We start from the raw sequence: 14,115 nt of genomic DNA, 5'->3' as shown, positions 1-14,115 counted from the left end.
CGCACAGCCAGCGCAAATGCCTAGTTCTGTTCACGCTCATAGCGATCCAGGGTATCGCTGGCAATCTCCCGCCCCAGGGCGATCAACTCCGGCGCCTTGTAGAACTCGAAGAACCGGCACACCCGTTTCGGCACGTTGATCAGCACATCCGGCGGGTAACCGGCGATCTTGTACTGGGCCAGTGAGGTCTGCATCACTTCGAAGCTCTGGTTGATCAAGTCCAGCAACGAAGCCGGGCCGACGTTATCGATGATGAATGAGCCAGTGGCGGATTTCGGTGCGCCTTCGTTCTCTGGCGCGGCAGCCGGTTGTTGGCCCTCGGGCTCGGCCGAGTCGATCCACGGGTTGATGTCGGCGGCCTCGGCTTTCAAGGCTTCCTGCTCCAGCAGCAGCAACTGCTCGGCCTGCTTGCGGCGAAACGGCAGGCGCGAGCCCAGGGAACTGACCAGGGTGTCGAAGCGGCGCCTGAACGCAGCGGGGCGCGGGATCACCGGTAATCGGTACTGTTTCTGGTTGGTGGCGTTGAGGTTGACCGCGATGATCAAGTCGCAGTGGCTCGACACCACCGGCACGATCGGCAACGGATTGAGCAGGCCGCCATCCACCAGCATGCGATTGCCTTGCATCACGGGTGTGAACAGGCTGGGAATCGCCGCTGAGGCGCGCATTGCCTGGTGCAGGCAGCCTTCCTGGAACCAGATTTCCTGCTGGTTGGTCAGGTCGGTTGCGACGGCGGTGTAGGGGATGCGCAACTCTTCAATGTTGAGTTCGCCGACGATCTTGCGGATCTGCCCAAAGACCTTCTCGCCGCGGATCGCCCCCAGGCGAAAACTGACGTCCACCAGGCGCAGGACATCCAGGTAATCCAGGCTTTCGATCCAGTTGCGGTACTCCTCGAGCTTGCCCGCCGCATAGATCCCACCCACGACAGCCCCCATGGAACAACCGGCGATGCAGGCAATGTCGTAGCCACGTCGTTCGATTTCTTCGATCACCCCGATATGGGCATAGCCCCGGGCGCCACCCGAGCCCAATACCAATGCGACACGTTTTGTCATGACCCGGCCTCTTGTCGAACAGGCTTCAACAATGCACTCATCGACGGCTCGGCTCAATCGTTGTGGCGCAGACGTCGTTTTTTGACACGCTGCGACGGCATTTGCGTATGCTCGGCCACACTCGAATTTACGCGGTCAAGCAAGGCACTTTTCGCCGTTGCCACCGTCTTAACAGCACGACTGTTGACCTGACCTGAGGTGTTATTGATGAAAGCCCGGATCCGCCTGCCCTTGGTGGCATCTTTGATGATTTTGGCCCTGGCCGGTTGCGCAGGCAAAACCGCTTACCGCGATAGTTGTGGCAGCCAGCTCGACAGCGCCTGGCGTGAACTGGACCTGGCCAAGGCCGAAGGCTTTGCCGGCACCGTCAGCTACTCCAAGGCCTTGTCCCTGCTGACAGGCGCCAAGACCCAGCAGCAATTCGAAGCGTTCGAAGGCTGCTCCAAGAAAGCCGAGAAGGCGCGTTTCTACATTCGCGAATCCCGCGCGGGACGATAAAGGCAGCGACAAGCCATCAGCTGCAAGCTACAAGGGAAGGGGACAGAATCTTTTTTCACGGGTAGCTTGCGGCTTGACGCTCAACGTTGTGTACGGAGTACGTCCATGATCGATCGGCTGGTGGCCCGCATATTGGGCCTGGAAGTCCGCCTGTTGGCCTGTCAGGCCCGCTTGAATGCCCACACCGACAGCGAAGCGCTGCATGACCTGCGGACCACGGTGCGCCGTTTGCGCAGCCTGCTTCGTCCGCTGCGTGGGTTGCCCGGCGTCGAACAACTGGAAACGGCGGCTTCGGCGGTGGGTACCCTGACCACGCCCCTGCGCGATCGGGAAGTGTTGGCGGCTTACCTTGAACAACATGGCCTGGCCGAGGCGGCGCGGCGACGCCAGATACAAATGGCCGATGCCTATCCCGCCGTGGCCGCGAGTGTTGAACTGGCCCAGTTGCTGATGATGCTCGATGCCTTCCCGCGCTTCATTCGCGCCGCCCAGCGTGAGGGGCTGCTGAAGGGCTTGCGCAAAAGCATCGAGAAGCGCCTGGACAAACAGTGGAAGAAACTCGGCGAAGCCCTGCGTGATCCGGCCCATGACCGCCACCGGTTGCGTCTGCTGATCAAGCGCGTGCGCTACGCCATCGAAGCTTACCCTGAGCTCGACCGCCTGCCCGAAGCCGCCATGCCACGGCTCAAGTCCGCCCAGGGCGCGCTGGGCGACTGGCACGATTGCTGGCAATGGCTGGCCAGGGCCAGGGAAGAAACCGATCTGCAAGCTTGCGTGCCCACCTGGCACGCCACGATGGAAAAGGCTGAGGCCAAGTCCGACAAGGTGCTCGACAAGCTGATTGCCAGTTGCTTCGAAAAATCCTGAATCCACCCTATTTCCCCTTGTGGGAGCGAGCTTGCTCGCGATGGCGGTGGGTCAGTTTGCATACAGGTTGACTGATACACCGCCATCGCGAGCAAGCTCGCTCCCACAGTGGTTGGGGTGGATTCAGGAATCCTCGGCTTTTCTGTCAGCCTCTTTGGCCGGAATGAGCCCTGTGCCGCCTGTCTGGGCTGGTTAAGATGCCTTCATCCTTTTCCCCTGTTTTCGAGGTCGTCATGCGCTTTTCCGAGTTGATCGATGCCGTGCGCCGGCAGCCAGGTGCTGTGACCATCGCGCCGGAATGGGGCCAGGGCCGGGCCAGTTTTGGTGGGTTGGTGGCGGCGCTGCAATATGAGGCGATGCGTGCCCAAGTGCCGGCGGATCGCCCGGTGCGTTCCCTGGCGATTACCTTTGTCGGCCCGGTCGAGCCCGACGTGCCGGTCAGTTTCGAAGTCGAGGTGTTGCGAGAAGGCAAGGCGGTAAGCCAAGTGTTGGGGCGTGCGGTGCAGAACGGTCAGGTGGTGACCGTGGTGCAAGGCAGCTTTGGTGCCTCGCGCTCGTCCGTGGTGGCGGTGCAGGCCGACCCTGCACCGGAATTCAAGAGCGTGGAGCAATGCCAGGAACTGCCTTACGTCAAGGGCATGACTCCGGAATTCATGCGGCACCTGGCAATGCGCTGGAGCGTCGGCGGCTTGCCGTTCAGTGGCAATAAATCCCGGAGCATGGGCGGCTGGGTGCGCTTGCGCGGCGATGTGCAGGAGGAGCCGCTGAACGAAAGCCATATCCTGGCCTTGGTGGACGCCTGGCCCCCGGCGTTGTTGCCTCACCTCTCGCAAATGGCCCCGGGCAGCACGCTCACGTGGACCATTGAGTTCGTCCAGCCGCTGCTGGACCTCACGACACTGGACTGGTGCAAGTACCTGGCCGAGATCGAACATGCCCAGGACGGCTACGGCCATGTCGCCGCGAAATTCTGGAGCGCCGATGGCCGCTTGATCGCCCTGAGCCGGCAGACGGTAACGATCTTCGGGTAAGGCTGCTCCGGCTAAGGTTTACGGTGGTGACGGTGGCGATCACGCCAGGCGCGCCACCAGCCACCGCTGAAAAAGAACCGCGGAAAAGTCAGGAACTGCTCCACCAACAGGCGCGACACGGCATCCTTGCGATCGCTGAACGGCTCGGAGGCCTGGGCCTCCAGGCTGTGTCCGTGACGCTGCAAGCCGAGTGCCGCGAGCAGGCCGATGACGCCGATGGCGACGTCCCCCAGGCTCAAGCTGAATACTCCCGTCACAATCAGCAGAAACGCGATGATGAACAGCGGCACAGCAATCAGGTGCAACACCAGGTTGGTGGGGTGGCGATGATTGTCGGGGTAGGCGCGCCATTGCCAGGCTGGAAGATTGGGGTGACGTTTGCCCATGATGCTATTCCTCGATTCGTGTGCACTTATGCTTGAAGAATAGGTGCCGCCCAGGGCGCCTGCGAATCGAGGTTGGTTATCGGGGCGATAGAGTTTCAAAGGTAACATTTGAGTTGACTGTACTGGCCTCTTCGCGAGCAAGCTCGCTCCCACATGGGGTCTGTCGGGTTCACAAACTTTTGTGTCCGACTCGATCCAATGTGGGAGCGAGCTTGCTCGCGAAGGCGTCCTCAAAGCTTGAGCTGCCCAATCGCCTTGCTCAACTCGCCCGCCAACGTTGCCAATTCATCGCTGGTGGTGGCTGAATCGACGGTCTGGCGCACGGTGTTTTCGGTCACGTCGCGAATGCTCACCACCGCCCGGTTCATTTCCTCGGCGACGTGGCTTTGCTGCTCGGCCGCGACCGCGATCTGGGTGTTGCTCTCGCGCATTTGGGCCACGGCTGCGGTGATCTGTGCCAGCGCGTCGCCGGCCTCGCGGGCCTGTTGCACGCAATCGTCGGCCTTGAGCGAACTCTCCTGCATGAAGTCCACCGCGTCCCGGGTCCCGGCTTGCAGGGCCGAGACCATGGTGGTGATTTCATCCGTGGAGGCCTGTACTCGCTTGGCCAGGTTGCGCACCTCATCGGCCACCACGGCAAAACCTCGGCCCATTTCCCCGGCCCGCGCCGCTTCGATGGCCGCGTTCAGGGCCAGCAGATTGGTTTGTTCGGCGATGCTGTGGATCACATTGACCACGCCGTTGATCTTCTGACTGTCTTCGGCCAGGCGCTGGATCATTTCGGCAGTCTGCTGCACCCCCGACGACAATCCGGTGATCGACAGCTGCACCCGACCGACCACTTCGTGACCGTTGCCGGCCAGGGTGTCGGCGGTTTTCGACAGGTCGCGGGTGGCGCCGGCGTGCTGGGCGATGTGATAAACCGTGGCGGACATTTCGTTGATCGCCGTGGCTGCCTGATCGGTTTCGCTTTGCTGGCCGAGCATGCCGTGGCGAACATCGTTCATGCTCGACGCCAGGCGCGCCGCACCACTGTCCAGCTGCCGGGCAGTGCTCGCGACGGTGTCGACCACCCGTTGATAACCGGCCTGCATGGCGTTGAACGCCGCCGCCATCTGGCCCACTTCGTCCTTGCAGGCCAGAGGCACGCGGGCGGACAGGTCACCGGTTTTTTCCACATGCAGCATCACGTCTTTGAGCGTGTTGAGCTGGCTGAGCAAAAAGCGGATCAACAGTTGCGAGGCGCCCAACATTGCCAGCATCAACACAAACACGGCCATGGCGTATTGGCTGAAGCGTTCAGCGAACACTTGGCTCAGGCTTACACCTCGGGCCAACACCGCGAGTGCCTGTCCGTCATCTCGACGGATCACTTGGGCACCCAGCAACGGGTCGTCGCCAAGCAGCGGCCCGGCATCGAGTTCGACCCAGCCATCGGCCTGAGCCAGCGAAGGCAACGGTCGTTCGTTGAACACCGGGACCTGGTCGCGCCGGAATGCCAAGAGATCGTCGGCCCCGGGCAAGGATTGCCCGGCAGGCCAGGCCTTGAGCACCTGTGCTTGGGCCTGGGCGTTCGCCTGGGCTGCGTGGTTGCGCGCCTGCTGTTCGAGGTGCACCGCGTAGAGCACCAGCAGCAGGGTGGTGATAAAGGCGACCGCATTGACCGCCCAGAATTTGTATTTCAACGAGATATTGCTAAGCCAGGCACCCATGGAAGGTTTTCTCTGATAGCGGAAACAGCATTGGCAAGGTGCCATTATTCTGCCGCTATTCAGGTGCCGGGATTTTGATGTGGGTCAACAGACAACAGAGTCCCAGGGTTTTGATGTGGGCCAACAGACAACGAAGTCCTCTTGTGGGAGCGAGCTTGCTCGCGATAGCGGTGTGCAGTCAGCCAATGTGCAGGCTGATACGCCGCTATCGCGAGCAAGCTCGCTCCCACAGGGATCTGCAGGGTTCAGGAGATCGTGGGCATCCCAAAGAACGCCCGGGCGCAGGCGCTGCTGTGGGCTGCCAGGTCTTCCTGGGTTTCGCCCCGGTGCAAGGCCACTTCGCGCAGGACTTCCGTCAGGTAGGCCGGCTCGTTGCGTCCGTTCTTGGGTTTGGGCCGCAGCGTACGGGGCAGCAGGTAGGGCGCGTCGCTTTCGAGCATCAGCCGGCCACGGGGTATTTCGCGCACCAACGGGTGCAGGTGCGTGCCGCGGCGTTCGTCGCAGATCCAGCCAGTGATACCAATATGCAGGTCGAGATCGAGGTAGCTGAACAACGCCTTTTTTTCCCCGGTGAAGCAGTGCACCACGGCCGCTGGCAATTGATCGCGAAACTCCCGGAGGATGTCCAGCAAGCGTTGGTCGGCGTCGCGCTCATGCAGGAAGACCGGTAATTGCAACTGGACCGCCAGGGCGAGGTGTTCCTCCAGGACCTTTTCCTGCTGGGGGCGGGGCGAGAAGTCTCGGTTGAAATCCAGCCCGCATTCGCCCACCGCGCGCACGCGGCTGTGCATCAGCAGGTCCTTGAGGTGCCGGGCGCTGTCGGCGGTCCACTCGCTGGCGCTGTGGGGATGAATGCCGGCGGTGGAAAACAGTCGTTCCCCGGTCTCGTCGAGGTGTTGGCACAACTCCAGGGCCTGTTCGCTGCCCTCGATGCTGGTGCCGGTCAAGACCAGTTGGCAGACCCCGGATGCATAGGCGCGCTCAAGCACCGCCTGGTGTTTGTCGGTGAAACTGGGGTTGGTCAGGTTGACGCCGATATCGATGAGTTGCATGGTGCTACCTCGGCCCAAAGGCCGGAAAGCATATCAGAGCTGTAGATTTATAAGAAAAGCCAAGAACTACAACGAGTTGAGGCTGTCTGTTAAGGCCGCGAGACACATAGGGTTGGTATAAAAGCCATCACTGTGCCAGTCTTCCGCACTTTTTCAGCGCCCCAGGCGCTCTGTTTCTGTCGACCCAGCCTCGTTTTTCACGGAGGCGGTCCGCAGTGTTCCTTCCGGAGAGTGGATGACACGTCCCCAGGTATTGTTACTGTTGTGTTGTTCGCTGCTGTTGCCGATACCGGCCGAGGCACGGCTGCCCGGGCCGGTGCAGGCGGCGGCGCCGGGCACGGTGCGCGACCTGGCGCAGATCCGCAGCAGCCGTGTGTTGAAGGTTTTGGTCAACCAGAGCCGCAACAGCTCCGGTGAAGTCCAGGGGCAACCCATTGGCGTCGAATACCACCGGCTGCGCGCCTTCGAGCAATACCTCAACGGCCACGCCCGGGACGGCCAGGAAATTACCCTCAAGATCATTCCCAAGGCCAAGGACCAATTGCTCGGTGCCTTGCAGCGCGGGGAGGGCGACCTCGTCGCGCCGGGTGAGCTGCTTGAGCCTCAGGCCGGCCATGCTGTCAGCGCCAGCAACCCGATTCGTACCGAGGTGCCTTTGCTGTTGGTGGGCATCAAGGGAGAGAAGCGTTACACGCGCGTGGAGCAACTTTCCGGCAAGACCCTGGCACTGCCCAACGGCAGTGCGGCCGGGGATGCCGTGAGCCAGATCAACCAGAAACTGGCGCTGCTCAAGCTGCCGCCGGTGAAGATCGAATGGGTCGATCCTACCCTGGCTGTGGAAGATGTCCTGGAGATGGTCCAGGGCGGGATTTTCCATCTGACCATCGTCGAGCAACCCATTGCCGAGCGCTGGAGCAAGATCCTGCCCAAGCTGCGCTTCGACCGCCAGGTGCTGATCGGCGAGCCGGGTGACGAGTACTGGTTCGTTCGCCGTGACGCCGCCATGCTGCGGGCGAGCATCGACCGGTTCCTGGTGACCTACAAGGTGCCCTCCAACCAGGACGCGGCGTTCCTGCGCATCTACCGGCGTTTGTATCAGGTCCACTATCCGCTGGCCCGGGCCAACCGCCAACGCCTGGAAAACTTGCGTCCGGTGCTGCAAAAGCATGCCGATGCCCAGGGCATGGACTGGCTCAACCTGGCGGCCCTGGCGTTCAAGGAGTCTGCCCTGCAACCCAATGCCCGCAGCGGTGCAGGCCCCACCGGCCTGATGCAGATCACCCCGGCGGCAGCCCAGCGGGTCGGGGTCGATAACATCCAGAACCTGGACGCCAATGTACAGGCCGGCGCCAAGTACCTGGCCCTCATCCGTCGCAAGTTCTTTGCCAGCCCCAAGCTCAACGAGCGCGAGCGCATGGCTTTCGTCCTGGCGGCCTACAACATGGGCCCCGAGCGCGTCCAAGGCATGCGCGCCGAGGCCCGGCGACGGGGGCTGAACCCCAACCAATGGTTTTTCCAGGTCGAACGCATTGCCATGGAGCAGGTAGGAATGGGTGCCGTCAGCTATGTTAATAGTGTGAATAAGTACTACCTGGCATTTGATCGTGAACGGGAGTCCTTGGAACCGAAGGAGCAAAAGGTTGCATTGCGTAAGTGATCGAATAAACTGATTGGTATTACGGATTTTTTCCGCTTTTAACATGAGTTTTATTGATTAATATAGCGGCCACTCTCTACTACTCCCAAGGAATGACCTTATGAGCACTCTCATCAACAAAGTTCTGTTCACCCGCGCCGGCTATGGCTTGACTGTCCTGCGCATCGCCGTCGGTGTCATATTTGCCGCCCACGGCTCGCAGAAACTCTTTGGCCTGTTCGGTGGCTACGGCCTGGCAGGCACGGCGCAGTGGATGGAAAGCATCGGCCTGACCCCGGGGTATGTGATGGCGACACTGGCGGGCGGTACGGAGTTTTTCGCCGGGCTGGCGCTGATCGTCGGTCTGCTGGCGCGTCCAGCGGCACTGGGCCTGGCCTTCCTGTCGCTGGTGGCGATTTTCTCCGTGCACATCGGTAACGGCTTGTTCATGGCCAACAACGGTTATGAGTTCGCCCTGGCCTTGCTGGCGGGCAGTATTGCCGTGCTGATCGAAGGGGCGGGCAAGCTGTCGGTCGATCGCGCCATCGCGGGTTGAGTGCACGATTGGAACCCGAGGCCCGTCTTGTACGGGCCTTTTTTATGGGGCGTGATTCTTGACACTGGCCGGTCAGCTTCTCTAGGATGCCGCTCATGCGCCGATTTAAACAGCTACTTGCGGGGCGCCAGGTGACTCATCCCGTTGCCGATAGAAGCCGGAAAGAACGGTTTCGAAATACCGCTAAAGCGCTGGTTCGGTGTTGCCTCTCACCTGCCATGCAGACTTTCGAGGCAGAGACACGACACGATGAACGCACCCAGTCCCCTTGTACGTCTTGCGCCGATCACGGCGAACCTTGTGCAACGCAACCCGAAAATTCTCCTGGGCGGCACTCACCAGCCAACACTCTTGCGTTACCTCGACGGCTGGCCGCGTCGCAACCACGGGCCTGCCGCTTTCCTGATCCAGTTTGTCGAAGACGGTGAGTCACTGGCGCGTTTTGCCAATGACAGCTTCGACCTGGCTGTCATCCAGTCCCCCAGCGCAGCGGACGCTCCTGAAATGATCCGGCAACTGACCCGTGTCGCACGGCAGGGCTTGATCACGCGCCGTTGAGGTGAGGGTTACGGATACGCGATGTCCACGATGTAGACCCGTTTCTCGCCTGTGGGCGTCTGGACGCTGACCTCGGCGTCCAGAGCCTTGCCGATCAGCGCCCGTGCCAACGGCGAGTCGATGCTGATCAGGTTCTGTTTCAGGTCCAGCTCGTCCGGGCCGACGATGCGGTAGCGTGATTCCTTGCCGTCCTCATCTTCAACCGTGACCCAGGCGCCAAAATACACTTTGTTCGGATCGCTGGGTTTTTCACTGACCACTTTGAGTGCTTCGAGGCGCTTGGTGAGGAAACGCACGCGACTGTCGATTTCCCGCAGCATTTTCTTGCCGTAGGTGTATTCGGCATTTTCCGAACGATCACCCTGGGCTGCCGCCTCGCTGACCGCCTGGGTCACCTGGGGACGGCGCACATGCCACAGCTCATGGAACTCAGCGCGCATCCGCGCTTCACCCTCGGGGGTGATCAGCGCGGTGCCGGCGGTGCGGGGTGGGCGATAACGGCTCATGGCAACTTCTTGTGATAGCGAAGCCGGGAGTCTATCAACCCTCGCGCAATACTGTCAGCGGGCTGGCGTTGAGCGCCCGACGGGTGCCGAACACCCCGGCCGCGCCGATCAACAAAGCCCCCAGCAACGGCAATACCAACAGCCATGGATGCGGATGCCAGGGCAGGTCGAAGGCGTACCGGTAAAGCACCAGGCTCACCAGTTCCGAACCCAGGGCCGCCAGCAGGCCACTGACGGCGCCCAGCAGGCCGAACTCGATGCGCCGGGCCTTGACCAGCAGGGGCCGTTCGGCGCCCAGTGCGCGCAACAACGCGCCTTGGCGGATCCGTTCGTCGAGGGTCGCCTGCAGGCCGGAGAACAACACCGCCATTCCCGCCGCCAGCACGAACAGCAACACGTACTCCACGGCCAGGGTCACTTGGGCCAGGATGCTGCGCAGTTGTTCGAGCAAGGCCTCGACTTGCAGGATCGTCACCGCCGGAAAGGCCCGGGACAGGTCGACGATCTGTTGGTCGTGGCCCGGTGCCAGGTAGAAACTGGTGAGGTAGGTCGCCGGCAGGTCTTTCAATGTACCGGGCTGGAAGATCATGAAGAAGTTGGGTTGGAAATTATCCCAGTTGATTTCCCGCAGGCTGGTGACCTTCGCTTCACGGTTGACCCCGCCCACGCTGAAGACCAAGCGGTCGCCCAACTTAATCTTGAGGTTCTCGGCCACTTTGCCTTCCACCGAAACCCCCGGGACATCGTCCGCAGGCTGCTGTGGCCACCAGGTCCCTGCGGTGACGACGTTGCCCGTCGGCAGGTCCGCAGCCCAGGTCAGGCTCAGGTCGCGCTGCAGCGCCCGGTCACCCGCCGAGTCCTTGGTGACGAACTCCGTGGCCGGTTCGCCATTGATGCTGATCAGACGCCCGGGTACCACGGGGTAGAGCGGGGCCGATTGTGCGGACAATTCCAGCAGTTTGTCGGTGAAGGCCTGCTTGTCGTTGGGCAGGATGTTCAGGGCGAAATAGTTCGGCGCGTTTTTGGGCAACTGGTTTTGCCAGGTGTCCAGCAACTCACCGCGCAGTAGCGCGATCAACGCCATGGACAACAGGATCAGGCCGAACGCCAAGGCCTGGCCGGCGGCTGCCAAGGGATGACGCAGCAATTGGCCGAGGCCCAGCCGCCAGGGCAGGGCGGCGCGGGCCAGCAGGCGACGCAGGCTCTGGAGCAGCAGCAACAACAAGCCGCCGAGCACCAGCGCGGCAACGACGCCACCGCCCAGCAGGGCGAAGGTCAGGACCAGGTCCAGGCTCAGGCGCCACATGATCAGGCCCAGGGCACCCAGAGCGGCACCGTAGATCACCCAGGAGCTGGAGGGGATCGGCAGCATGTCCCGGCGCAGCACGCGCAACGGTGGCACCCGTCCCAGCGCAGCCAGTGGCGGCAGGGCGAACCCCGCCAGCGCCACCAGCCCGGTGCCGATCCCGGCGATCGCCGGCAGCAGGCCGCCCGGCGGAACGGTGGTGGGCAGCAGGTCATGCAGCAGGGCGAACAGGCCCAGTTGGGCGACCCAGCCGAGCAGGGCGCCGCTGATGCTGGCGAGCAGGCCCAGCACCGTCAATTGCAGGCTGAACAGCGCCATGGTTTCCCGACGTGAAAGGCCCAGGCAGCGTAGTAGCGCGCTGGCATCGAAGCGTCGGGTGGCAAAGCGGTTGGCCGAAAGCGCGACGGCGACCCCGGACAGCAACACCGCCACCAGGCTGGCCATGTTCAGGTAGCGCTCGGCCTTGCCCAGGGCGCCGCCGATCTGACGGTTGCCGTCGCGGGCATCCTGCAGGCGCTGGTTGGCTTCAAGGCCAGGCTTGACCAGGTCGCGGTAGGTTTGCAAGGCCGGTGCCGGACCGCGCCACAGGTCGCGATAGCTGACCCGGCTGCCCGGTTGCACCACGCCGGTGGCCTCCAGGTCCTTGAGGTTGATCAGCACGCGCGGGGTGAGGCTGTAGAAATTGCCGGCGCGATCCGGTTCATAGGTCAGCACTCGGGCCAGCCGCAGGGTTTGGTTGCCAACGTCGATGCTGTCGCCGATCTTCAGGTCCAGTGCCGTCAGCAGTCGTGCCTCGACCCAGGCCTCGCCGGGGTTCGGGCGTCCGCCGGTTTCTTCCGGCGCGAACGGGGCGGGGCTGCTTTTCAGCTCGCCGCGCAGTGGGTAGGTGTCATCGGCCGCCTTGACGCTGGACAGCTGGATGCCATTGTCGGTGGCCACGACACTGGAGAACTCCACCACCCGGGCGTGTTCCAGCCCCAGTTCGGTGCCGCTGCGGATCTGCTCCGGGCGGGCCGGCGAGCTGCCTTCGAGCAGCAGGTCGGCGCCGAGGAATTCGGTGGCGCGCATCATCATCGCGCCATTGAGGCGGGCACCGAAGTAACCGATGGCGGTACTCGCCGCCACCGCCACCAGCAGGGCGAAGAACAACACCCGCAACTCACCGGCGCGGGCATCGCGAAGCAATTGACGGACAGCGAGACTGAACAGGCGCAACAGCGGCAAACGTGCCATCAAGGCTCCAGAGGGGCGACCATCTCGCCGGCTTCAAGTCGGATCAGGCGCCGGCAGCGATGGGCCAGGCGTTCATCATGGGTGACCAGCACCAGGGTCGTGCCGCGTTCCTTGTTCAGTTCGAACAGCAGGTCGCTGATGCGCTCGCCGGTGTGGCTGTCGAGGTTGCCGGTGGGTTCGTCGGCAAACAGCACATCGGGCTCGGCGGCAAAGGCCCGGGCAATCGCCACCCGTTGCTGTTCGCCGCCGGAGAGCTGGCGCGGTGAATGGGTCAGGCGCTGGCCCAGGCCGACGCGCTGCAACAGCTGCGTGGCGCGTTCACGGGCATCCTTGCGGCCGTCCAGTTCCAGCGGCAGCATGACGTTTTCCAGTGCATTGAGGCTGTCGAGCAACTGGAACGACTGGAAAACGAAACCGACATGTTCGGCGCGGATCCGCGCACGCTGGTCTTCATCCAGTGCGCTGAGGGCCTGGCCGGCGAGTGTGACTTCGCCGCTGCTGGGCAGGTCGAGGCCGGCCAGCAGGCCCAGGAGGGTGGATTTGCCGGAACCGGACGCGCCGACGATGGCCAGGCTGTCGCCTTTGTTCAGTTCCAGGCTGAGTTCGTGCAGGATGGTCAGTTCACCTTCCGCGCTGGCGACCACTTTGCTAAGGTCCGTCGCGGTGAGAATGCTTGAGCCCATGGAGAATCCGATGCGTGTGTGGTTTTTGAGTGCCGGCCTGGCCTTGATGTGCATGGCCCAGAACGCAGCGGCGGGTACAGTCCTGATCGTTGGCGATAGTATCAGCGCGGCTTTCGGCCTGGATACCCGGCAAGGGTGGGTGTCGTTGCTCGAACAACGGCTCAAGGCCGAGGGTTTTGACGATAAAGTGGTCAATGCTTCCATCAGCGGCGACACCAGCGCTGGAGGCCAGGCGCGGCTGCCAGCGCTGCTCGCAGCCCATAAACCGGACCTGGTGATCCTGGAGCTGGGTGGCAACGATGGCTTGCGCGGACAACCACCAACACAATTGCAACAAAACCTTGCAGCGATGATCGACAGCGCCCGCGCCAGCGGTGCCGAGGTGCTTTTGCTGGGCATGCAATTGCCACCCAATTACGGACGGCGTTACACAGATGCCTTTGCCCGGGTCTACAGCACCTTGGCCGAGGAGAAAAAAGTCCCGCTGGTGCCGTTTTTCCTCAAGGACGTCGGTGGCGTTCCGACCATGATGCAAGGCGACGGATTGCACCCGTCCGTCGCGGCCCAGGGCAAGTTGCTGGAAAATGTCTGGCCGACGCTAAAACCGCTGCTTTGACGCTTTTCTACAGGCGGGCTTTCGGCTAATGTGGCGCCCCCGATTTGGAGCCCCCGATGCCGCGTCCCGCCTGGTCCCTGTTTGCCTACCAACTGATCGAGCCTGACGAGCAGCTGGATCTGTTCGCCTGCCAGGAAGTACGGGTGCACCTGGTGACCCGGCAACTGGAACTCGGTGGCTCGGCCGACCGGACCCTCTGCGGTAGCCTGCTGCCGGCCCAGCCGCGCTGGTCGAGCGTTGATCGCAAGATTTTCCAGGATCATCGCCTGTGCTCGCTGTGCCGGGCGATCCTGGAATCCCAGAAGCGCGGCACCTCGCCGATCTGGCCGGAGCTGCGGTTCGAGTTGTAATCCCTCAGCGCGTGCCATGACCCGCGCCCCTGTGGGAGCCGAGCTTGCTCGCGATAGCGGTGGCACT

General features: G+C 62.6%; 15 protein-coding genes. 8 read left to right on the top strand and 7 right to left on the bottom strand.

Going from position 1 to position 14,115, the window contains the following annotated elements:
• Positions 1–20 precede the first annotated feature (20 nt).
• On the bottom strand, positions 21–1,058 hold the full coding sequence (locus J4E53_RS18005) for a patatin-like phospholipase family protein (protein ID WP_060738563.1): 1,038 nt from the start codon (positions 1,056–1,058) through the stop codon (positions 21–23).
• Positions 1,059–1,265: 207 nt separating this feature from the next.
• Between J4E53_RS18005 and J4E53_RS18000 the strand changes: the two genes are divergently transcribed.
• The 3 genes from J4E53_RS18000 to J4E53_RS17990 all read left to right on the top strand — a co-directional run bounded on the left by J4E53_RS18000 (position 1,266) and on the right by J4E53_RS17990 (position 3,454).
• Complete coding sequence (locus J4E53_RS18000) at positions 1,266–1,556, top strand: hypothetical protein (protein ID WP_060738562.1); 291 nt, start codon at positions 1,266–1,268, stop codon at positions 1,554–1,556.
• A gap of 105 nt (positions 1,557–1,661) precedes the next feature.
• The gene (locus tag J4E53_RS17995) at positions 1,662–2,423 is read left to right on the top strand and encodes a CHAD domain-containing protein (RefSeq protein WP_103309625.1); all 762 of its coding nucleotides are present in this window, start codon (positions 1,662–1,664) and stop codon (positions 2,421–2,423) included.
• 233 nt (positions 2,424–2,656) lie between these two features.
• Positions 2,657–3,454, top strand: a complete 798-nt coding sequence (locus tag J4E53_RS17990) for an acyl-CoA thioesterase II (protein WP_060738560.1) — start codon at positions 2,657–2,659, stop codon at positions 3,452–3,454.
• 11 nt (positions 3,455–3,465) lie between these two features.
• Here J4E53_RS17990 and J4E53_RS17985 read toward each other — a convergent pair whose 3' ends face one another.
• From J4E53_RS17985 to J4E53_RS17975, 3 genes are all read right to left on the bottom strand, one after another.
• Positions 3,466–3,840 (bottom strand): terminase, encoded by a 375-nt coding sequence (locus J4E53_RS17985; RefSeq protein ID WP_103309627.1) that lies wholly within the window; start codon positions 3,838–3,840, stop codon positions 3,466–3,468.
• Positions 3,841–4,070: 230 nt separating this feature from the next.
• Positions 4,071–5,552, bottom strand: a complete 1,482-nt coding sequence (locus tag J4E53_RS17980) for a methyl-accepting chemotaxis protein (protein WP_060738558.1) — start codon at positions 5,550–5,552, stop codon at positions 4,071–4,073.
• Positions 5,553–5,797: 245 nt separating this feature from the next.
• Positions 5,798–6,604, bottom strand: coding sequence for a TatD family hydrolase (locus tag J4E53_RS17975; RefSeq protein ID WP_103309629.1), 807 nt, complete (start codon positions 6,602–6,604; stop codon positions 5,798–5,800).
• A 235-nt stretch (positions 6,605–6,839) separates the two neighbouring features.
• Here J4E53_RS17975 and J4E53_RS17970 point away from each other — a divergent pair, with 235 nt between their 5' ends.
• The 3 genes from J4E53_RS17970 to J4E53_RS17960 all read left to right on the top strand — a co-directional run bounded on the left by J4E53_RS17970 (position 6,840) and on the right by J4E53_RS17960 (position 9,354).
• A complete protein-coding gene (locus J4E53_RS17970; RefSeq protein ID WP_060738556.1) occupies positions 6,840–8,261 on the top strand; it encodes a transglycosylase SLT domain-containing protein in 1,422 nt (473 codons plus the stop codon).
• 100 nt (positions 8,262–8,361) lie between these two features.
• Entirely contained in the window at positions 8,362–8,796 is a 435-nt protein-coding gene (locus J4E53_RS17965; RefSeq protein ID WP_092167599.1) for a DoxX family protein, read from the top strand.
• 249 nt (positions 8,797–9,045) lie between these two features.
• Positions 9,046–9,354 carry a hypothetical protein gene (locus J4E53_RS17960; RefSeq protein ID WP_024618163.1) on the top strand — a complete coding sequence of 103 codons (309 nt, stop codon included), beginning with the start codon at positions 9,046–9,048 and terminating at the stop codon, positions 9,352–9,354.
• 8 nt (positions 9,355–9,362) lie between these two features.
• Here J4E53_RS17960 and greB read toward each other — a convergent pair whose 3' ends face one another.
• The 3 genes from greB to J4E53_RS17945 are packed head-to-tail and all read right to left on the bottom strand — an operon-like array spanning position 9,363 to position 13,082.
• Positions 9,363–9,860 carry a transcription elongation factor GreB gene (gene greB, locus J4E53_RS17955; RefSeq protein WP_003199337.1) on the bottom strand — a complete coding sequence of 166 codons (498 nt, stop codon included), beginning with the start codon at positions 9,858–9,860 and terminating at the stop codon, positions 9,363–9,365.
• Between the two features lie 34 nt (positions 9,861–9,894).
• Positions 9,895–12,399 carry an ABC transporter permease gene (locus J4E53_RS17950; protein ID WP_103309631.1) on the bottom strand — a complete coding sequence of 835 codons (2,505 nt, stop codon included), beginning with the start codon at positions 12,397–12,399 and terminating at the stop codon, positions 9,895–9,897.
• On the bottom strand, positions 12,399–13,082 hold the full coding sequence (locus J4E53_RS17945) for an ABC transporter ATP-binding protein (RefSeq protein ID WP_060738553.1): 684 nt from the start codon (positions 13,080–13,082) through the stop codon (positions 12,399–12,401). Before J4E53_RS17945 ends, J4E53_RS17950 begins: the two co-directional genes overlap by 1 nt.
• A gap of 10 nt (positions 13,083–13,092) precedes the next feature.
• On the opposite strand from J4E53_RS17945, the gene J4E53_RS17940 reads away from it, so the two are divergent.
• Both J4E53_RS17940 and J4E53_RS17935 read left to right on the top strand, forming a co-directional pair.
• Entirely contained in the window at positions 13,093–13,698 is a 606-nt protein-coding gene (locus J4E53_RS17940) for an arylesterase (RefSeq protein WP_060738552.1), read from the top strand.
• Between the two features lie 56 nt (positions 13,699–13,754).
• Complete coding sequence (locus J4E53_RS17935; protein WP_003199347.1) at positions 13,755–14,048, top strand: hypothetical protein; 294 nt, start codon at positions 13,755–13,757, stop codon at positions 14,046–14,048.
• The last annotated feature ends 67 nt before the right edge of the window (positions 14,049–14,115 follow it).

It is taken from the genome of Pseudomonas sp. FW305-28 (assembly GCF_017351395.1).
In the GTDB taxonomy this organism is placed as follows: domain Bacteria; phylum Pseudomonadota; class Gammaproteobacteria; order Pseudomonadales; family Pseudomonadaceae; genus Aquipseudomonas; species Aquipseudomonas fluorescens_AA.
This window is presented reverse-complemented; position numbering and strand designations above follow the sequence as displayed.